Below are 19,962 nucleotides of genomic sequence, written 5' to 3' on the forward strand. Positions count from 1 at the left end.
CGCGGGGTTAGTGTGGTGGGCTAGGCGCGCCAGACGACGGCCGTGGCAACCGCCGCACGCCCTTCCTTACGGCCGGTGAACCCCATATGGTCCGTCGTCGTGGCAGAGACGGACACGGGGGCACCGAGGATTTCGCCCAACACAGCCTCGGCCTCTGCGCGGCGCGGGCCCATTTTGGGGGTTTGGCCGATAAGCTGCGCGGCGGCATTGCCGATGATGAACCCTTCGGATTCGAGCAGTTCGCGGCATTCGCGCAGCAGTTTCGCTCCGGATACGCCGTCGTATTCGGGGCGGCCAACGCCCACGAAAGAGCCGAGGTCGCCGAGGTGGGAGGCGGATAAGAGGGCGTCGACAAGCGCGTGCGCTACCACGTCCCCATCGGAGTGGCCCTCGCAGCCATCCACATCCTCGAAGAGTAGGCCGGCGATCCAGCAGTCCTTGCCGGCCTCGATCTGGTGGGCGTCGGTGGCGATGCCAACGCGCGGGATAATCGGGTTAGTCATGGGTCTCCTCGGTCAAAGCGTGGGCCAGGGTGAGATCGATGGGAGTGGTGATTTTGAACGCCAGGGTATCGCCCGGCACGGTTGCCACGCGCTCGCCGTGCCATTCCATCAGGCTGGCGTCGTCCGTGGCGGTAAATTCGGGCTGCTGGGCCCAGTAATCCAGGTTGGCTTGGCGCAGCGCGGACAGGAGGAAGGCCTGCGGGGTTTGCACGGCGCGCAGGCGGGAGCGGTCGGGCGTGCTCAGCACGGCGTCGGCCGCGACTTCCTTGATGGTATCGGCCACGGGAACCACGGGCACGGCCGCGGGGGCGCCTTCGAGCACGCGCTTGGCGACGTCCCGCACCATCGCCGGCGGGGTCAGCGCCCGGGCCGCATCGTGGATGAGTACCACGGCGTCGTCGTCGGGGATTGCCTGGAGTCCGGCCCACACGGAATCGGCGCGCTCGCTGCCGCCGTGCACGAGGCGGATGGGCGCGGCGTTTGTAGCGCTTTTAGCGCCTGCGGCGTCGATGCGGCCGATAATGCGGGCGGCCTCGGGCTCCATATCTGGGCTGACCAGCACAATGACCTCATCGACCACGCCGGAGGCCAGCAGCGTGCGCACGGAGCGCTCCAGGAGGGTGCGCCCACGCAGCTCGACATAAGCCTTGGGCACCTCAGCACCGAGGCGGGTGCCCTGGCCGGCGGCCGCGATGAGCGCGATGACGCGTGGTTTAGTCTTCGTCGTCGAAGGAGAGGTCATCGAGATCGATGTCGTTGTCGATATCGGTGGTGATGGACTTATCGTCTACCAATCCGGCCGCGCGGTGGCGCTCGATGGTGGCATCGATCTCTTCCATCATGGTGTCGGCCTTCTTCTCATCAACCGGCTTGGCCAGCGCGAGCTCGCCCACCAGGATGGTGCGGGCCTTGCCCAGCATGCGCTTCTCGCCGGCCGAGAGGCCACGGTCCTGGTCGCGACGCCACAGGTCGCGAACGACCTCGGCGACCTTATTGATATCGCCGGAGGCCAAGCGCTCCTGGTTAGCCTTATAACGGCGGGACCAGTTGCCAGCCTCTTCAACGTCCTCGTCACGCAGCACAGAAAAGACCTTTTCCAGGCCCTCCTTGCCCACGACGTCGCGCACGCCGACGTTATCGGCGTTCTTGATGGGCACGCGGACGACTAGGTCGGACTGGTTGATGTGCAGCACCAGGTATTCCAGCGTCTCGCCACCCATCTCGCGGGTCTCGATATCCTCGATGACGGCCGCACCGTGGTGCGGGTAGACGACGACCTCGCCGACCTTATACTCCATTGCCACTCCTTGTTTCCCGTTTTATCCCGGTTGACTAAGGCCGTCATTTTATCACGAGCGGCCGCCCCGCCTGCGGATACCCCCGTATACCCCCACGGTCTACCCGCCCGGTTTGGGACAAACTGTGTACTTTAATGCGAAAGGGACTAGGCTAAAGCGTTGATAAGCCCTGTGATCGCAATTGATGGAGGATGCTCAACGTGCAGTCCCTGAAGTCCGCCGCCCGCCGCGGTGCCATTATTTCCGTTACCGCCGTTTCCGCTCTGGCGCTGGCTTCTTGCTCGGCGGGTCAGGTCACCCAGACCGCCGATAAGGTGGCGGCGGTCGATGGCGCTTCTGCAAGCACGGATGATAACAAGGTTGCAGTTCGCGATGTCACCATCTTGGTGGAGCCGGATGGCAGCGCAGCGTTGAAGTTTAGCGCGGTCAACCAGGGCTACGACACCGATGTCATCTCCCTGGAGTCCGTAAAGGTCGACGGCCAGCGCGTAGAGATGGACAAGGCTCAGCCGCTGCACCGCGACCAGTCCATCATCGCGGATTCCCAGAAGAACCTGGACGCCACCACCCAGCAGGATTCCGAGAGCGTCCAGTACATCGCCACCAAGCTGAAAAACGATGACTTTGGCTACGCCGGCGACCGCCCAGTTACCTTCGAGTTCTCCAATGGTTCCGTCGACGTGGACGCCACCATTGCCGCCACCCAGATGCAGTCCGGCGAATTCGACCGCGACGTCGAGTCCGCTGAGGGCTACTCCTCCGAGGCCCCGAAGAACTAAGCCGCAGCGCTTCCGCCCCCAGCCTCCCTTTCCGGGCTGGGGGCGTTTATGTGTTTTAGGCTAGAAGCTATGGCCAAGAAATCTCGCCCCATCCATGCCTGCTCCGAATGCGGCTACGTCTCGCCGAAGTGGCTGGGTCGCTGCCCCGACTGCGGGTCCTGGGGCACATTGGAGGAAAGGGCGCCGGTGGTGGCGGGGCCGGGGGCTGCGGGGGCGTCGGCAAGCAAGGGCGTAGCGCCGTCGAGCCCGGCGCAGCCGATTACCAAGATTGGGGCGCAGGCGACAAAGACGGTGCGCACCGGCATCGGCGAGCTCGACCGCGTGCTAGGAACCGGCATCGTGCCCGGCTCAGTGGTGCTCATGGCCGGCGAGCCGGGCGTGGGCAAATCCACGTTGCTGCTGGAAGTAGCCTCGCGGTGGGCCCAGCTCGGCCGTACCGTGCTCTATGCGACGGCCGAGGAATCCGCCGGCCAGGTCCGCTCCCGCGCCGAACGCACCGGTGCCCTCCAAGAATCGCTGTACTTGGCGGCCGAGTCCAATTTGGATGCGGTCTTTGGGCACGTGGATAAGCTCAAGCCGAGCCTGATCATCGTCGATTCGGTGCAGACCATGCACGCCGTGGGCGTAGAGGGCGTATCCGGTGGCGTGGCGCAGTCGCGCGCGGTGACGGCCGCGCTGACCTCGCTGGCAAAGTCCACCGGCATTCCGGTGCTGCTGGTAGGTCACGTGACCAAGGATGGCAACGTGGCCGGCCCGCGCGTGCTAGAGCATCTTGTCGACGTCGTCTTAAACTTCGAGGGTGACCGCCAATCCAGCCTGCGTATGCTGCGCGGTATTAAGAATCGCTTTGGCGCCACCGACGAGGTGGGTTGCTTCGAGCAGACGGCCGGCGGCATTCGGGAAGTCGCGGACCCTTCCGGGCTGTTTCTCTCGCATCGCGGAACGACGCCGGATGGCTCGGCCGTGACGGTCGCGATGGACGGCGTGCGGCCGATCCTGGCGGAGGTGCAGGCGCTGACGGTGGACCCAGTGGCGAAGAACCCGCGGCGCGTGGTGACCGGGCTAGATTCCAACCGCGTGCCGATGGTGCTCGCGGTGTTGCAGGCGCGCGCGGGCCAACGCACCAACGATAAGGATGCTTATGTCGCCACGGTGGGTGGCATGCGGATTACGGAAACCGCCACGGATCTGGCGGTGGCGCTGGCAACGTGGTCCTCACTGCACGAGCAGCCGCTGCCGGCCAAGACGGTGGTCATCGGCGAGGTGGGCCTGGCCGGAGAGTTGCGGCCGGTGCCCAATGTGGAGCGGCGCTTGATGGAGGCCGCGCGGCTGGGCTATAAGAACGCGATTGTCCCACGCGGGGATATCGAACCGGTAGAGGGCATGCATGTACACCAGGTCGGGACGCTGGGGCAGGCCATCGCCGCGGTGTCGGGATAGCGCCTAGCGCAGCGTGAAGTCCTGCGGCGGCGAAGAGTTATCGCCGATGACGGTGTGGGCGAAGTAGGCCCCAGGTTCGGCCACGGGGCGGTCGGTGCACTCGCCCGGCTTGGAAGCCTGGCGGGACCACTCGGCCTCGAATTTCACGTCCTTGCCGGCCGGGAAGGTCTGCGAGCCGGTCTGCACAGAGGCATAGCAATCCGTATCGGACCACACGCGCTGGTTATCGGCCATCTTGTAGACCTCGAAGCGCAGCAGGTTCTTGTCCAGATCGATCTTGCAGTCCGCGGCCGTGGGGTTGGTGACGGTCATGAAGAACTTCGGCAGCTCGCCTTCCGGCACGGAGTAGTTCAGCATGGAGGTGCGCACCTGGAGGTCCGCGAGATCGCAGGTCTTCTTGGCTGCTTCGGAGCTTGCAGGCGCAGCGCTCGACGGCTCACTTTCGGCCGCCTTGCTTTCCGATGCCCCCTCGGACGCGGCCTCTGCAGCTGTCTCCGAGGCAGCCTCGGAGGTCTCCGGGGCGGCAGAAGACGAGGTCTGCTCCGGCGTGGGCGCAGGGGCGGCGGTATCGGCCGACTCATCGCTGCTACCCCCGAAGGCGGCCACGGCCGCCCAGATCAGCACCACGGCCAGCACGAGCACGATGATGAGCGCCGCCACGCGGCGGCGCTTGTAGATCTCTTCAGGTAGGGGCTTTTTCTGCGTCACGCTGTCAATTTTAAGCGGTGGGTGCGGGCCGGTGCGCTAAGCCGGCGCCGCGTGTCAGGCTGGGTTATTCCACCCCGAAGGTCTGCAGGGTTTCCACGCTGGAGTCCTCCAGCAGGTAGCGCGCGCCGACAACGCCCAAGGCGCCCTCGTCCAATAGGCGGCGCACGTTGGGCACGCTGGCCACCAGCTGGGCGACGGTCTGGCGGGTGTGCTCCCGCTCGACGTCGTCAGTCGTGGCCTTAGGACCTGCCACCAGCGCGGAGGCAGCGACCTTCTCGATAATGGGTCGCTGCAGGCCGGTGGGTAGATCGCCGCCGGCCACGAAACCGGTAGCCGCACCCACCGCGCCACAAGATTGATGGCCGAGGACCACCAGCAGGTTGGGTTTGAGGGCGGCGAGGGCGTAGTCGAGGGAGGCCAGGACGGCGTCGTCAAGAATGTGGCCCGCGGTGCGGATGACAAAGGCATCGCCGAAGCCGATATTGAAAACGTGCTCGATAGGGGCGCGGGAATCGGAACAGGAAATGACCACCACGCGGGGATCCTGACCATGGGTTAGACCCTCGCGGTTATAAATCTCGCGCACGTCGACGGTCTCGCCGTCCAGCACGCGCTGATTTCCCGCCTTAAGGGCCTCCCATACGGCCTGCGGTTCGTGGGCAACATTACGTAAAGGCATAGGCCACATTCTAATGCCCTAGACTATCTCCCACGATGGATTCGCAAGCTCTTCTTTCCTGGTTCGATGCCAATGAACGCGACCTGCCGTGGCGCCGGCCTGGCACAAGCGCGTGGGGTGTGCTGCTCAGCGAGGTCATGAGCCAGCAAACCCCGGTCGCGCGCGTGGCTCCGGTGTGGGAGGAATGGATGCGGCGCTGGCCCACCCCGGCGGACTTTGCCCAGGCCACCCGGGCGGAGGTACTGCGTGCCTGGGGCAAGCTGGGCTATCCGCGGCGTGCGCTGCGCCTGTGGGAGTGCGCGGCGGCCATTGGCGAGGGTGAAGTGCCGGCGGACGTCGATAAGCTGCTGCGCCTGCCGGGCATCGGTGACTACACCGCGCGCGCCGTGGCGTGCTTCCACTTTGGGATAAACGTGCCGGTGGTCGATACCAATGTGCGCCGGGTGTATGCGCGCGCGGAGGACGGTAGGTTCTTGGCGCCGCAACCGTCGAAGCGGGAATTAGCGGCCGTGGCGGAGCTGTTGCCGGCCGAGAATGGGCCGCGTTTTTCGGCCGCGCTCATGGAATTGGGAGCGCTGGTGTGCACGGCGAAGAATCCTTCCTGCGAGCAGTGCCCGCTGCGCGCAAGCTGTGCGTGGCAGCTCGCTGGCCGGCCGCAGCCCAGTGCAGAGGAGCAGGCACGGGCGAAAAAGCGCGTGCAAAAATTCGTCGGCACGGACCGGCAGGTGCGCGGCAAGATTCTGGACGTGCTGCGCGCGGCGGAGCGGCCGGTACCCCAGTCCGAGATTGACGTGGTCTGGCCCGATGCGGCACAGCGCTCCCGGGCGTTGGCTTCGCTGCTTGCCGACGGCCTCGCCGAACAAAACGACGCCGGCCTGTTCCACCTACCCATTTAGAGGGTTAATAATGGCCGGCTATAATCGCAGGTCGCAATCCAGAGCGTGTGATCTGATTAACGCCAGCGGCCGCGGAAATTGAATCCGCCCGGCAGGTTCACCCACATGCCGCCGCGGGAATTAAAGGTGACCGGCCCCACCTTGGTAGACATCGACGCACCGGATCCGGAGACGTTGATCCAGCTATTTTTGCCGGTCTTTTTTCTCGAACGATACTGAAGTCCCATAAGCATTTATTTTAGCAATTCCACTTCCACCGTTCCTACTGCGCAGTAGGTTTTGGGCATGGAAAAGATTTGTATGAGACTCCTCACAATTTGTTCACTAATCCTCGGCTCCCTCCTGCTGCCGCCGGCCGCAAATGCGGAGGTAACCTCCGCCCGGCCCGCGCCGCACCTGGAGGAATCGGTCGCCCGCGCACAAGTATTTACCTACGACACCACCACGGATGCCGGAAAACCGGTTCAGGCCTCGGCTACCTTGTACGAGCCTACCGCGCCGTGGCGCGGCAAGGGCACGCGGCCCACTATCGTCTTTGGGCCGAGCACCCGTGGCCAAGGCGATCAGTGTGCGCCCTCGCGCGCGGGCATGCAGGTCGGTTCCGTCGGCCTGAGCAAGGTCGGCTCTCCCACTATTAACGTGAGCTACGAATACTCCTTTTACATGATGGCGCTGCGGCGCGGGGCACGCGTTATCGTCGCCGATCTTATTGGGTTGGGTATGCCTGGACACCACACGTATGTAAACCACATTGAAGAAGCGCACGCGCTTCTCGACGCCGCTCGCTCCGGCCTTTCCCTCGCCCATGCGCCCGCAGATGCACCGCTCGGCTTTGCAGGTTATTCGCAGGGTGGCGGCGCCTCGCTCTCGGCAGCGGAATATGCCGAAAGCTACGCACCTGAGTTAAACGTGGTGGGTACTTATGCTGGCGCTCCACCTACTGACCTTCCGGAGACCATGCGCAGCATTGATGGATCGGCCATTTCTCATGTGCTGGGCTATGCCATTAATGGCTTTGCTGAGCGCAGCCCCGAATTCCGTGATGCGGTACTAGAGGAGTTCAACCCGCGGGGAATCGACTTCCTGCGTTCGGCTGCCACGAGCTGCGTGGGTGACTCGGTACTGACATGGGGCTTTACCGATACTCGGCGCCTTACCCGAACGGGTGAGTCCTTGTCCGAAATTGTCGAGCGCAAGCCCGTCATCAAGGAAACCCTAATGCGACAGAATTTGGGCAAACAGGTACCAAATGCACCGGTAATGATGGCCAGCTCACCGGACGATGACTTGATCTCCCATGACCAAGTGCGCCGGACAGCCGGAGCGTACTGCTCCATGGGAGGGACCATCGACTTCATCGCCGCACCCGGTACGTCTACGATTCCGCGCACCGGCGTAGACCACGCCGTGCCCCTGTATCTGGAGATGCCGGTCGGGCTACGATATCTCTTGGACCGCTTCAACGGCAAGCCTGCACCCAGTAACTGCGCTGCCTAAGCACCGAGCCTGTTGATGCCAAGGGCTCCTGAAATAGGACAGCCGCCCAAGCTCTCGCCAGATAGCGAGTACTTGGGCGGCTTTAACCGTTGGACCGAATTACATCGGCTGGCCGGCGCCTGCTGGCGGCGGGTTGTGGCCGTCATCATCGGAGTCGGAACCGGAGCCGGACTCTAGGTCGGTTCCGGCGGCGGTGGAGTCGCCATCGCCCGGAACATCCGGTGTCATGGTGTCGGGCTCGCCGGCATCGGTGGAGTCGGCGTCGTTTTCGCGCACCTCGGCGTCGTCAAGCTGCGGCTCCTCGGTGTCCTCCGGCAGAGGCTTCGGGCGCGGGCTGAAGGTGAACTTCGCGCCCGTGTTGTCCTTGGACTCGCCGTCCCAGCCCTCGACGTCGACGGTGATGATCTCGCCGGCGCCGATTTCGCCGAAGAGGATCTTCTCGGAGAGCTGATCCTCAATCTCGCGCTGGATGGTGCGGCGCAGCGGACGAGCACCCAATACTGGGTCAAAGCCGCGCTTAGCCAGCAGGTCTTTGGCCTTCTGCGTGAGCTCGATGCCCATATCGCGCTCATCCAGCTGCTTGGCCACGCGGCCGATGAGCAGCTCGACCATCTCCACAATCTGCTCCTGGGTGAGCTGGTGGAAGACGACGATGTCATCGATACGGTTCAAGAACTCTGGGCGGAAGTGCTTCTTCAGCTCGTCGTTGACCTTCTGCTTCATCCGGTCGTACTGGGCATCCGCATCGTTTTCGGAGGAACCAGTAAAGCCCAAGCCCACCGGCTTCGAGATGTCCTGCGTGCCCAGGTTCGAGGTGAAGATAAGTACGGTGTTCTTGAAGTCGACGACACGCCCCTGGCCGTCGGTAAGCCGGCCATCTTCCAGCACCTGCAGGAGGGTGTTGTAAATCTCCTTGTGGGCCTTCTCGATCTCATCGAAAAGCACGACGGAGAACGGCTTGCGGCGAACCTTCTCGGTCAGCTGGCCACCCTCTTCGTAGCCAACGTATCCCGGAGGGGCACCGAAGAGGCGGGACGCGGTGAAGCGATCGTGGAACTCACCCATGTCGATCTGGATGAGGTCATCATCCGAACCGAAGAGGAAGTTAGCCAGGGACTTCGACAGCTCGGTCTTACCCACACCGGACGGGCCGGCGAAGATGAAGGAACCGGATGGACGGCGCGGATCCTTGAGGCCTGCACGGGTGCGGCGGATGGCGCGGGAGACGGACTTGACCGCCTCGTCCTGGCCAATGATGCGCTTGTGCAGCTCCTCTTCCATGTTGAGCAGACGGTTGGATTCCTTCTCCGTCAGCTTCAGCACCGGGATGCCGGTCCAGTGCGCCAGAACCTCGGCGATCTGGTCCTCGCCCACCTCGGCAATTTCCTCAAGGTCGCCGGAGCGCCATTGCTTTTCCTTTTCCGCGCGCTCCTCGCCCAGCTTGCGCTCCTTATCGCGCAGGCCGGCTGCCTTCTCAAAGTCCTGGGCATCGATGGCCGCTTCCTTTTCCTTGCGGACCTCAGCGATGCGGTCATCGACCTCACGCAGGCCCTTCGGCGCGGTCATGCGCTTGATGCGCATACGAGCGCCAGCCTCATCAAGGAGGTCAACGGCCTTATCCGGCAAGAAACGGTCATTGATGTAGCGATCCGAGAGGGAAGCTGCAGCATGCAGCGCCTCATCGGTGTAGGACACGCGGTGGTGCGCCTCGTACTTATCGCGCAGGCCCTTCAGGATCAAGAAGGTGTCATCCAGGGAAGGCTCTTCCACCTTGACTGGCTGGAAGCGGCGCTCCAGGGCGGCATCCTTTTCGATGTGCTTGCGGTATTCCTCAAGGGTCGTAGCACCGATGGTCTGCAGCTCGCCACGAGCCAGCTTCGGCTTGAGCAGCGAGGCGGCATCGATGGCGCCTTCGGCAGCACCAGCACCAACCAGGGTGTGGATCTCATCGATGAACAAGATGATGTCGCCGCGCTGGTTAATCTCCTTGAGCACCTTCTTCAGGCGTTCTTCAAAGTCACCGCGGTAACGGGAGCCAGCAACCAGGGAGCCCAAGTCGAGCGAGTAAAGCTGCTTGTCCTTAAGGGTCTCCGGAACCTTGCCATTGACGATGTCGAGCGCCAAGCCCTCGACGACGGCGGTCTTACCAACGCCCGGCTCACCGATGAGGACCGGGTTATTCTTCGTACGGCGAGACAGCACCTGCATGATGCGCTCTACCTCGGACTCACGGCCGACGACCGGATCGAGCTTGCCGTCCTTAGCAGCCTGGGTGAGGTTGCGGCCGAACTGGTCGAGCACCAGGGAATTGGAACGCTCGCCGGAACCGCCGGAGCCACCACGGCCGCCCGCGCCGGCACCAGCACCCGCGCCGACCGGACCGGCTCCCTGGCCGTTGGAGGAACCACCCTCCCGCTGGCCGCCCTCATAACCGGACAGCAGCTGGATAACCTGCTGGCGCACGCGCGGCAGATCGGCGCCGAGCTTGGTCAGCACCTGGGCGGCAACGCCGTCGCCCTCGCGAATGAGACCCAATAGCAAGAACTCAGTACCGATGTACTTGTGTCCCATCTGCAAGCCTTCGCGCAGGGAAAGCTCCAAGACCTTCTTGGCGCGTGGGGTAAAGGGGATGTGACCGGTGTGTGGCTGGCTGCCCTGGCCGATGATTTCCTCGACCTCGCGGCGGACATCCTCCAGGGAGATACCCATGGATTCCAGCGCCTTGGCGGCTACGCCTTCGCCCTCATGGATAAGGCCGAGCAGGATGTGCTCGGTGCCGATGTAATTGTGGTTAAGCATGCGTGCTTCTTCCTGCGCCAAAACGATGACGCGGCGAGCACGATCGGTAAACCTCTCGAACATGATTCCCCTATACTTTCGCTTCTAATGTGATACCCACTCTAACGCGGCAGTCCGCCGATAATTTCCGGTTTTGTTCCCAGATGCCCGCAATACCGCCAGAATCCACCATATGCGCAGCTCACACGGGTGTACGCCGGTAGCGAACAGGGGCATGGGCATGTAATCTAGAATCGTTTTATCGTTCCCTGCCCCTCCCCACTATTAAAGGACGTCGCGACCGTGCCCCAGCTTCCTGAGTTCTTTGCCACCCAGCACAACCTGCACGAATTGGCCGTGTTGGATGAGGCTCCATCGTCTATCCTCTTTGCGGTCGAAGATGGAACCACGCACCAGCAGCTAAGCGTGGAAATCTTCGCGCCGGAAATTACCGGTGTGGTGGACAAGTCCACGGCACTGCATGGGTTGCGCCACCCAGCCATCGCGCCGCTGGTGGGCACGGGCACCACCGCGGACGGGCAGGAATTCATCGTGCGCGAAGGGGCTTCCGGAACCCAGCTTTCTGAGCTGCCCAGTAATCTCAGCCGCGAGGAGGCTGCCGACGTCTTTGGTCCGCTGGCGAGTGCGGTGGACTTCTTAGTGTCGCGTAATCGGGCTGATTTTGCGGTGCATGGGCTAAGGGAGGCCCGGGTGGGCGTCGATAAGCAACGCCAGGTTTCGGTGCTGGCTGCGGCCGGTCCGTCCGGCGAAGAGCACGGCGATGCAGTGGTGGCGTTTGAAGAGCTCATTGCCCGCAAATGCCCAGAATACAAGCCTACTGGCACGGCGGAGAGCGCCAAGGATGTGATGGCTCAACTGCGCCCGCAGCGCGAATTCGATACCGCGCAGATTCCGCGCGTGCAGGAGCCAGAGCCGCGCCCTCAACAGCAGTTCGCCCCGCCGCAACAACCGCAGCCGCAACCGATGGCCCAACCCATGGCACCCGCCCCGAAGAAGAAGGGCAAGGGCGGGCTTATTGCGCTCATCACGGTGCTGGCGGTGGCCGCGATTGCTGCTGCGGCCGCGCTGTGGTTCTTCCTGTCCCACCCCAGCTGGAATGATAAGGAGCAAAACCTCGCGGATGCGTATCCGGACTTGGTGGGCTCCCGCAGCGGCCAGGACGGCTTCGATGGGGCTAAGTGCTCCTCGCGCGAGCCGGAGCCTGGCCAGGAGGCCAAAATTTCCTGCGTGGGCGATGGGTTCAACTACATCGTGACCTACTACCCCAGCGTGGAGGAGCGCGATGCCATGCTTCCCGACGCCGAACCGGTCGAGCTTTCCAATGATCAGTGCACTATCCAAAGCTTTGAGACCACCGCGGATGTTCCGACCTACGTGATGGCCGTGGAAGGCACCCAGTCCGCATTCCTGGTGTGGGGCGATAAGGCTGAAGAGGAGCGGCTGAACCTGCCGCTGTGCGCCTCTTAACTCGCGCCCGAAAGTTAAAGGCCCGCTGGTGCGGGCCTTTATTTTGTCCTTGTGCCTATTCCGCGGAGGGCACGCGCTTGAGGAACGGAGCGAGCACAACGACCACCAGCGAAAGCACGCCGGCAAAAAGGAAGGCCCAGTGCGCCCCGTGAGCCGTCGCGGCTGCCTCGTTCATACCTTGGGCCGCACCGGACTTGGTGCCACGGGTCAGGAACGTCATCAGGAAGGCAGTGCCGGCCGCGCCCGCCAGCTGCTGCAGGGTATTGAGGATGGCGGAGCCGTGCGAGTAGAGCTCGTCTGGCAGGGAGGCCAGGGACGTCGTCATCAGCGGCGTCATCATAAGCGCGATGCCCAGCGCAAAGAGGATGTGCATGCCAATGACCATCCATACCGCACTGTCCTCGTTGAGCAAGGTCATCAGCCACGTGCCCGCGGCGAGGAGGAGGGCGCCTGGGATCATGAGCGGGCGGGGCCCGTGGACGTCATAGAGGCGGCCAACCATCGGCGAGATGCCGCCTTGGAGCAAGCCGCCAGGCATGACGACGAGCCCGGTTACCAGCGAGCTTACCGCCAGGGAGGTCTGCAGGTAGATGGGCAAGATATTGACCACGCCGAGCAATAGCCCAAACATGAGCAGCATGCCCAGTACCGCTACGGTGAAGTTGGGAACCGTAAACGGGCGCATGTCCAAAAGAGCGCGATTGTCTTTTGCCAGGCGCAGCTGGCGGCGGGTGAAAAGCGCCAAAGCCACGAGACCAACGATGAGAACGACGATGTCTACCAGGCCTTCGCCCTCCAGCATGTTTTCCAGGGACGATACGGCGTAGACCAACCCGCCAAAGGCGATGACGGACAGGACGACGGACGGGAAATCCAGCGGGGTATCGCGCTTATCTCCCACGTTGACTAGGCGGAAATAGCCGGCGGCGCAGATGAGGCCGAGCAGCGGCACCATGGTCCAGAAGATGACGTGCCAGCTAGACATGCTCAACACGAAGCCACCTACAGTGGGCCCGAGCGCCGGAGCCACGGAGATCACCACGGAGATAATGCCCATCACGCTGCCGCGGCGCTGCGGAGGGACGAGGGTCATCGCCACCGTCATCAGTGTAGGGATCATCAAGGCGGTGCCAGCCGCCTGGAATACGCGCCCCACCAACAGCACGCCGAAGGCCGGGGCAAGCCCCGCCAGCACCGTACCGGCAAGAAATACGCCCGACGATGCCAAGAAGATCTGCCGGGTGGTGAACTTATCCATGAGAAAGCCGGTGGTCGGGATGACCACGCCCATGGTGAGGAGGAAACCGGTAAGCAGCCACTGGGCAGAGGTCGCGGGGATGCCGAAGTCCGCCATGATGGTGGGCAGCGCCACCGACAGGGCGGTCTCGTTCAGGATCATCACCATCGCGCCGAGGACGAGGATGGTGAGGTTGATTTTTACCTCTGCGGAAATGTGGGGATCTGGTTTCTGAGACACCCAGACAGGATACTGAGGCCGCGGGTGCGGGGAAAGTCGAGGAGTATAGTTTTAGTGTCTTCATCCGCGCGGTGAGACCGCGCCACCCGAGCCTAAAGCGAGGTACACCCCAGTGCGTTTTCTCAACGATTCCCACCCGCCGTACGAATTGACCTACTCCGACGTATTTATGGTCCCGAGCCACTCCGAGGTGGGCTCGCGCCAGTCGGTAGACCTCACCACTGAGGACGGCACCGGGAATACCATTCCGCTCATCGTGGCCAATATGACCGCCGTGGCCGGGCGCCGCATGGCCGAGACCATCGCCCGGCGCGGCGGGCTGACCATCCTGCCACAGGACCTCTCCTTAGAAGCGGCCGCAGAAACCATCGCCTCTGTGAAGGCGGCGGACTTGGTCTATGACACCCCAATTACCGTCAAGCCGCACCACACCGTGGGCTATACCAGCAACCTTTTGCACAAGCGCGCCCATGGTGCCGCCATCGTGGTCGAGGGAGACATGCCCATCGGCATCATCACCCCGAAGGACCTGCGTGGGCAGGATAACTTCACCGCTGTCGGTCAATTGATGACCACCGACTTGGTCACGCTGCCGGTGGGCATTGACCCACAGGAGGCTTTTACCAAGCTGCGCAAAACCTCCCGCAAGCTGGCGCCAGTGGTCAACCCGGATGGCACCTTGGCCGGAATCCTCACGAGGAAGGGCGCGGTGAGGGCGAAGATGTACAGGCCGGGCGTCGACAAGCAAGGCCGCTTACACATCGGTGCTGCGGTGGGCATCAACGGTGATGTGGAAGGCCGCGCCCGCGCCCTGGCGGAGGCCGGTGCTGACGTCCTCGTCATCGATACCGCCCACGGCCACCAGGAAAGCATGCTTACCGCGCTGCGCAAGGTCAACGCGCTGGAACTGGGGCTTCCCATCGCTGCCGGCAATATCGTCACGGCCGAGGGCGTGCGCGAGCTGGCCGCGGCCGGCGCGGACATTATCAAGGTCGGTGTGGGCCCGGGCGCGATGTGCACCACCCGCATGCAGACAGGCGTGGGCCGCCCGCAGTTCTCGGCCGTCCTAGAGTGTGCTGCGGCCGCCCGCGAGGTAGGCGCCCACGTTTGGGCCGACGGCGGCGTGCGCGACCCGCGCGATGTCGCCCTCGCACTTGCCGCAGGTGCCTCCAATGTCATGATCGGCTCCTGGTTCGCCGGCACCTTTGAATCCCCAGGTGACCTGCACAAGGATGCCGACGGCGCCTTTTATAAAGAATCCTTCGGTATGGCGTCGCGCCGGGCGGTGCGCGGCCGCAATTCCGATACCGAGGCCTTTGAGCGCGCCCGCCGCGAGATGTTCGAAGAGGGCATTTCTACCTCTCGCATCTATCTCGACCCCGAGCACGGCGGCGTGGAGCACCTGGTGGACCGGATTGTCTCTGGCGTGCGTTCCTCGTGTACCTACGCCGGTGCCGATTCCCTAGCCGCCTTCCGCGAGCGCGCCACCGTGGGCGTGCAGTCCGCCGCCGGCTTTGCCGAGGGGCAGCCACGGGCCACGAACCGCTAAAACAATAACCCCAGTGATGTGCAGATGGCCTGCAGGGATCGCTCTGGGGCTTTCAAATGCGACACTACCATGGGAGCCATGACGCCTCAATCAGCTACCCAACGCCAGCTAATTGAATGGTTTTCAGCTCCCAGAATGAAAAGGTTTCTCGATCATCCTGACCCGGCGGCTCTTTATCTATGGAACACCCGCGTCTCGAAGGCATTCCTAGAAGATATTCAGCACGCTGAGGTACTTCTGAGGAACCACATAGACACAGCACTCTCGGCCAAGTACGGCCCCGAGTGGTTTGACTCCCCAAAAATTCCTTTCACTTCCCAATCCAAGAATGCAATAACAAAAGCCCAGAGACGCACCAATTTCAATAAGAATCGGAACACAGGAAAGGTAATCGCAGAATTAAATTTTGATTTCTGGCGATACCTGTTGACCACGACTTATCAGACGACGATATGGCCATGCCTTCACTCCACCTTTTCCTCACGGGTTTCCCGAAAGGATTTCGAGGCTCAAGTACAAATCATTTACACCTTTCGAAACAGGGCAGCCCACCATGAACCCATCATTAGGGACTGCCGCGGCATGGAAGAGAAGGAATTGGACAACATATCAACAGCACTTCACAAAGTTTGTTCCTGGATCTCCCCGGAAGCGGCCTCCTGGATACTCGAACAGTCAAGAGTTCGAGTGCTAAGAAGCCAGCGTCCCTAGAAGTCCTCCGCTCAGCACGTGCTACGTTGACAGATATGTTGACTCGCTATGACCAAGCGGCCTCCCGCGCGGCCGCGCAGGTTATGGGGCAGTACTCCACCAGCTTTTCCCTGGCCACGCGGCTTCTGCGCGGACGGGTGCGCGCCGATATCCGCCACCTGTATGCGGTGGTGCGCATTGCAGACGAGCTTGTCGACGGCGCCGCAGCACAAGCCCACACCGACCCCGCCGCCGCGCTGGACGCCTACGAACAGACCATCTTGGCCGCACCGCAACGGCGACTGCACACCGACCCGATAGTGCACGCTTATGCCATCACTGCTCGCCGCTGCGGCTTCCACCGCGAGTACCTTGCTGCCTTCTTTAACTCCATGCGTGCGGATCTGACCCAGCGCGAGTACTCCCCATCGGAACTGCAGGACTATATCTACGGCTCAGCGGAAGTCATTGGGTTATTGTGCCTGCAAATTTTCTTGGCCGAAGAGGACGTCTCCCCGGCCGACCGCGCCGCGATGGAGCGCGGCGCCCGCGCGCTGGGATCGGCTTTCCAAAAGATTAATTTCCTGCGTGACCTGGGTGAGGATAGCTCCACTTTGGGCCGAACCTATTTTCAGCAGGCCCCATCGGGACGGATTGATGAGGCCACCAAGTCCGCACTCATCGCAGAGATCCGCCAGGAGCTCGCCACCGCCGCGCTCACCATCGACGTGCTCCCGGCTTCTGCGCGGGTCGGTGTGAGCGCGGCGGCGGATATCTTTGCTGAGCTCACCAATCGCCTCGCCGCCACTCCGGCTACAGCACTTGCCACCACGCGAGTATCCGTGCCGAACCACACCAAGGCCTGGATCGCGGCCCGCGCGGTGCGCCGTCGCGGCCACAGCAACCTGACCCCGCCCCTAGCCGGAGATTAAGGAGAACAACATGCACGCCGTTGTTATTGGAGCCGGCATCGCCGGCCTCGCCACCGCCGCTTTGCTCGGCCGCGAGGGCTACGAGGTCACCGTCGTGGACTCGCTGGATGAGGTAGGCGGGCGCGCCGGCAGCTTTGCGGAGGCCGGCTTTCGCTGGGATACCGGCCCGTCGTGGTACCTCATGCCCGAGGCTTTCGATCACTTCTTTGCGCTGTGCGGCACCTCCACCGAGGCGGAGCTCGATCTAGTGGATCTCTCCCCCGCCTACCGCGTCTTTCATGGCGATGCGCCGGTGGACGTGCACTCCGGGATCGAGGAAGTCACCGCGCTTTTCGAGTCACTGGAGCCCGGCGCGGGGGAGAAAGTCCGCGCGTACTTGGCGCAGGCCAGCGATACCTATGAGATGGCGCTTAAGCACTTCCTTTACACCACCTTCTCCGCGCCGCTGAACCTGGTGCACCGCGATATCCGCACCCGGATTTCGCGCCTCATGGCTCTGCTGACGGTAAACCTAAAGCAGTACGTGGGCCGAACGTTTTCTGATGCCCGCCTGCGCCAAATCTTAAGTTACCCGGCGGTCTTTTTGTCCTCCGAGCCGGCCGCCGCACCGGCACTGTATTCCTTAATGAGCCACACCGACCTGGTGGAGGGCGTGCGCTACCCGCAGGGTGGCTTCGCGGCCGTGGTCCAGGCCATCTACCGGCAGGCACGGAAGTTTGGCGCCACCTTCCGCTTGGGCGAGGGGGTTACTTCCATCAAGATCGCCAACCGGCAGGTCACGGGTGTGCGCACGAATAAGGGCGCTATCCACGCCGATATTGTGGTGTCGGCGGCGGACTTGCACCACACCGAGACCCAGCTTTTGCCGCCCCAGCTGCGCACCTACCCAGAGCGCTACTGGGGTCGGCGCAATCCGGGCCTGGGCACCGTGCTCGTTTTGGCCGGGGTGAAGGGCGAGCTGCCAGAACTAGCACACCATACGCTGCTTTTTAGCCAGGATTGGGATCCGGATTTCCGCGCCGTCTATTCCGGTCCGGAGCCTTCCCGGCCGTTGGGTGCCTCGGAGTCCATCTACGTGTCCAAGACCTCAGCCACCGACCCGAACGTAGCGCCCGCGGGCCACGAAAACCTCTTCATTCTGGTGCCGGTGCCGGCCGCGGAGGCGCCTGGGTTCGGCAATGCCTACCACGCAGAGGAATCCGAGCGCGTTGCCGCGATTGCCGACGCCGCCCTTAACCACATTGCAGCCACGACTGGAGTGCCGGATTTGGTAGACAGGGTCGTCGTCAAGCGCACGCTCGGCCCTGCCGATTTTGCTGAGCGCTACCATGCTTGGTCGGCCGGTTCTATTGGGCCCGCGCACACGCTGCGGCAATCGGCGTTTTTGCGCGGGCGCAATGCCTCGCGCAAGGTCGATGGACTCTTCTACGCCGGTGCGACCACCGTGCCGGGCGTGGGCGTGCCGATGTGTCTGATTTCGGCCGAGAACATTATTAAGCGCCTTCGTGGCGATACTTCCGCCGGGCCGCTTTCGCACTAGCCCAGGCACGGCAAAAGCCGCCAGCCACGTGAGCTGACGGCTAAAGATGGGCCGCTACGCGCTACTTCTGTTCCGGCTTAACCAGCGGGAAAAGCACGGTTTCGCGGATGCCCAAGCCGGTCAGGGCCATCAACAGGCGGTCCATGCCCATGCCGGTGCCAGCTGTAGGAGGCATGCCCTGCTCCATTGCGGCAAGGAAGTCTTCATCCAGCACCATGGCCTCGTCATCGCCACCGGCGGCTAGGCGGGCCTGATCCTCAAAACGCTCGCGCTGGATAACCGGGTCCACCAGCTCGGAGTAGCCGGTTGCCAGCTCGAAGCCGCGGACGTAGAGATCCCACTTCTCGGTCACGCCCGGCTTGGAACGGTGCTGACGGGTCAGCGGGGAGGTCTCAACCGGGAAGTTCTTGACAAAGATGGGACCTTCCAGCTGGTCCTCACACAGGACCTCCCAGATTTCCTCCACCAACTTGCCGTGGCCCCAGCCGCCGTCCTTGGGGACGTCAAGGCCGATGACGTCGGCAATGCCCTTGAGCGTTTCGACGTCGGTATCGATGGTGACCTCCGGCTGGCCTGGGAACTTGCGCTGTAGGGCCTCATTGAGGGAGGGGTACATCTCGATTTCGGGCCACTCTTCGCCGCCGAAATCGAACTCGGTGCCATCTGCCAAGGTGACGGTGGTCGATCCAAAGACGTCGCGCGCTACGGCCTGGATGGACTCGCGCGTCATGCGGGCACAATCGTCGTAGTCGCCCCATGCAGCGTAGGTCTCGAGCATGGCGAACTCCGGCGAGTGGGAGCGGTCCACGCCCTCATTGCGGAAGTTACGGTTGATTTCGAAGACGCGGTCAATGCCGCCGACGACGGCACGCTTCAAGTACAGCTCCGGCGCAATGCGCAGGTAGAGGTCAATATCCAGCGCATTGGAGTGGGTGATAAACGGGCGAGCGGCCGCGCCACCGTGCAGGGTCTGCAGCATCGGGGTCTCGATTTCAACGAAGTCCTGGCTTTCCAGGTAGTTTCGCAGCGCGCGCATGACCTTCACGCGGATCATGGCGTTCTTGCGGGCCTCTTCGCGGATAATGAGGTCGTTATAGCGCTGGCGCACACGGGTATCTTCTGCCATATCGGCAAAGGACACCGGCAGCGGGCGCAGGGACTTAGCGGCCATGGTCCACTCTGAGACCATGATGGACAGCTCGCCGCGGCGGGAGGAAATTACGCGGCCGCGCACGGAGATGAAATCGCCCAAGTCAACATCGGACTTCCAAGCGTCGAGGCGCTCCTTGCCCACCTCCGCTAGGGAAAGCATGGCCTGCACCTGGGTGCCATCGCCATCCTGCAGGGTGGCAAAGCACAGCTTGCCGGTATTGCGCATAAAGATAAGGCGGCCGGCAATGGCGTGGGTTACCTCGGTTTCGTCGCCTGGGGCCAGATAGGTCACGCCTTCTTCCGTGCCCGGCTCTTCGCCCTCGGCCACTACGCGGAAATCGTGGCGCAAATCCTTCAAAGAGATGGTGCGCTCAACGGTGACCGGGTAGGCCTCTACGCCGGATTCCAGCAGGCGATCGCGCTTCTCGCGGCGGATGCGCAGCTGCTCAGGGACATCGTTTACTTCATTATTCTTCTGCTCGCTCACGTTAGCCTAGGGTAGTCGATCCCCACCGCAGCACGCGATTTAGCCCACGCCACCCTCACCCCGGAAAAG

At 63.0% G+C, this 19,962-nt stretch carries 18 protein-coding genes; 9 read left to right on the forward strand and 9 right to left on the reverse strand.

Annotated elements, in window-relative coordinates; genetic code table 11:
• Window positions 1-20: 20 nt before the first annotated feature.
• Genes ispF through QP971_RS08895 form a run of 3 tightly spaced genes read right to left on the reverse strand, consistent with a single transcriptional unit; the run spans window position 21 to window position 1,801 of the window.
• Entirely contained in the window at window positions 21-503 is a 483-nt protein-coding gene (gene ispF, locus QP971_RS08885; RefSeq protein ID WP_269953870.1) for a 2-C-methyl-D-erythritol 2,4-cyclodiphosphate synthase, read from the reverse strand.
• Window positions 496-1,245: a 2-C-methyl-D-erythritol 4-phosphate cytidylyltransferase gene (gene ispD, locus QP971_RS08890; RefSeq protein ID WP_284811430.1), complete on the reverse strand. Its 750-nt coding sequence runs from the start codon at window positions 1,243-1,245 to the stop codon at window positions 496-498. Before ispD ends, ispF begins: the two co-directional genes overlap by 8 nt.
• Window positions 1,217-1,801: a CarD family transcriptional regulator gene (locus QP971_RS08895; RefSeq protein WP_005325718.1), complete on the reverse strand. Its 585-nt coding sequence runs from the start codon at window positions 1,799-1,801 to the stop codon at window positions 1,217-1,219. The genes ispD and QP971_RS08895 overlap by 29 nt, the downstream gene beginning before the upstream one ends.
• Window positions 1,802-1,992: 191 nt before the next feature.
• On the opposite strand from QP971_RS08895, the gene QP971_RS08900 reads away from it, so the two are divergent.
• Together QP971_RS08900 and radA are read left to right on the forward strand one after the other, a co-directional pair.
• Window positions 1,993-2,580, forward strand: a complete 588-nt coding sequence (locus QP971_RS08900) for a hypothetical protein (RefSeq protein ID WP_284811432.1) — start codon at window positions 1,993-1,995, stop codon at window positions 2,578-2,580.
• 69 nt (window positions 2,581-2,649) lie between these two features.
• Window positions 2,650-4,020 carry a DNA repair protein RadA gene (radA, locus tag QP971_RS08905; RefSeq protein ID WP_284811434.1) on the forward strand — a complete coding sequence of 457 codons (1,371 nt, stop codon included), beginning with the start codon at window positions 2,650-2,652 and terminating at the stop codon, window positions 4,018-4,020.
• A 3-nt stretch (window positions 4,021-4,023) separates the two neighbouring features.
• Here radA and QP971_RS08910 read toward each other — a convergent pair whose 3' ends face one another.
• Together QP971_RS08910 and QP971_RS08915 are read right to left on the reverse strand one after the other, a co-directional pair.
• Window positions 4,024-4,728, reverse strand: coding sequence for a hypothetical protein (locus QP971_RS08910; RefSeq protein ID WP_284811436.1), 705 nt, complete (start codon window positions 4,726-4,728; stop codon window positions 4,024-4,026).
• 64 nt (window positions 4,729-4,792) lie between these two features.
• On the reverse strand, window positions 4,793-5,407 hold the full coding sequence (locus QP971_RS08915; RefSeq protein ID WP_049377887.1) for a carbonic anhydrase: 615 nt from the start codon (window positions 5,405-5,407) through the stop codon (window positions 4,793-4,795).
• A 35-nt stretch (window positions 5,408-5,442) separates the two neighbouring features.
• Here QP971_RS08915 and QP971_RS08920 point away from each other — a divergent pair, with 35 nt between their 5' ends.
• Window positions 5,443-6,303 (forward strand): iron-sulfur binding domain-containing protein, encoded by an 861-nt coding sequence (locus tag QP971_RS08920; protein WP_049377888.1) that lies wholly within the window; start codon window positions 5,443-5,445, stop codon window positions 6,301-6,303.
• A gap of 56 nt (window positions 6,304-6,359) precedes the next feature.
• Here QP971_RS08920 and QP971_RS08925 read toward each other — a convergent pair whose 3' ends face one another.
• On the reverse strand, window positions 6,360-6,530 hold the full coding sequence (locus QP971_RS08925) for a DUF4236 domain-containing protein (RefSeq protein WP_080970400.1): 171 nt from the start codon (window positions 6,528-6,530) through the stop codon (window positions 6,360-6,362).
• 73 nt (window positions 6,531-6,603) lie between these two features.
• Between QP971_RS08925 and QP971_RS08930 the strand changes: the two genes are divergently transcribed.
• The gene (locus tag QP971_RS08930) at window positions 6,604-7,800 is read left to right on the forward strand and encodes a lipase family protein (protein WP_284791250.1); all 1,197 of its coding nucleotides are present in this window, start codon (window positions 6,604-6,606) and stop codon (window positions 7,798-7,800) included.
• A 99-nt stretch (window positions 7,801-7,899) separates the two neighbouring features.
• On the opposite strand, the gene QP971_RS08935 is transcribed toward QP971_RS08930, so the two are convergent.
• Complete coding sequence (locus tag QP971_RS08935; RefSeq protein ID WP_284811438.1) at window positions 7,900-10,662, reverse strand: ATP-dependent Clp protease ATP-binding subunit; 2,763 nt, start codon at window positions 10,660-10,662, stop codon at window positions 7,900-7,902.
• 219 nt (window positions 10,663-10,881) lie between these two features.
• On the opposite strand from QP971_RS08935, the gene QP971_RS08940 reads away from it, so the two are divergent.
• The gene (locus QP971_RS08940) at window positions 10,882-12,066 is read left to right on the forward strand and encodes a serine/threonine protein kinase (protein ID WP_284811440.1); all 1,185 of its coding nucleotides are present in this window, start codon (window positions 10,882-10,884) and stop codon (window positions 12,064-12,066) included.
• A gap of 55 nt (window positions 12,067-12,121) precedes the next feature.
• Here QP971_RS08940 and QP971_RS08945 read toward each other — a convergent pair whose 3' ends face one another.
• Window positions 12,122-13,543 carry an MDR family MFS transporter gene (locus tag QP971_RS08945; RefSeq protein WP_284811442.1) on the reverse strand — a complete coding sequence of 474 codons (1,422 nt, stop codon included), beginning with the start codon at window positions 13,541-13,543 and terminating at the stop codon, window positions 12,122-12,124.
• Between the two features lie 112 nt (window positions 13,544-13,655).
• Here QP971_RS08945 and QP971_RS08950 point away from each other — a divergent pair, with 112 nt between their 5' ends.
• The 4 genes from QP971_RS08950 (at window position 13,656) to crtI (ending at window position 18,254) form a co-directional block, all read left to right on the forward strand.
• Window positions 13,656-15,092, forward strand: a complete 1,437-nt coding sequence (locus QP971_RS08950; protein ID WP_239273338.1) for a GuaB1 family IMP dehydrogenase-related protein — start codon at window positions 13,656-13,658, stop codon at window positions 15,090-15,092.
• Between the two features lie 78 nt (window positions 15,093-15,170).
• The gene (locus tag QP971_RS08955; protein WP_239273339.1) at window positions 15,171-15,803 is read left to right on the forward strand and encodes an Abi family protein; all 633 of its coding nucleotides are present in this window, start codon (window positions 15,171-15,173) and stop codon (window positions 15,801-15,803) included.
• A 35-nt stretch (window positions 15,804-15,838) separates the two neighbouring features.
• The gene (locus QP971_RS08960) at window positions 15,839-16,714 is read left to right on the forward strand and encodes a phytoene/squalene synthase family protein (RefSeq protein ID WP_284787316.1); all 876 of its coding nucleotides are present in this window, start codon (window positions 15,839-15,841) and stop codon (window positions 16,712-16,714) included.
• Between the two features lie 10 nt (window positions 16,715-16,724).
• Window positions 16,725-18,254 (forward strand): phytoene desaturase family protein, encoded by a 1,530-nt coding sequence (crtI, locus tag QP971_RS08965; RefSeq protein ID WP_284811444.1) that lies wholly within the window; start codon window positions 16,725-16,727, stop codon window positions 18,252-18,254.
• 61 nt (window positions 18,255-18,315) lie between these two features.
• Here crtI and lysS read toward each other — a convergent pair whose 3' ends face one another.
• Complete coding sequence (gene lysS, locus QP971_RS08970; protein ID WP_284811446.1) at window positions 18,316-19,893, reverse strand: lysine--tRNA ligase; 1,578 nt, start codon at window positions 19,891-19,893, stop codon at window positions 18,316-18,318.
• Window positions 19,894-19,962 lie beyond the last annotated feature (69 nt).

This window comes from Corynebacterium marquesiae (assembly GCF_030229635.1).
GTDB lineage: Bacteria > Actinomycetota > Actinomycetes > Mycobacteriales > Mycobacteriaceae > Corynebacterium > Corynebacterium marquesiae.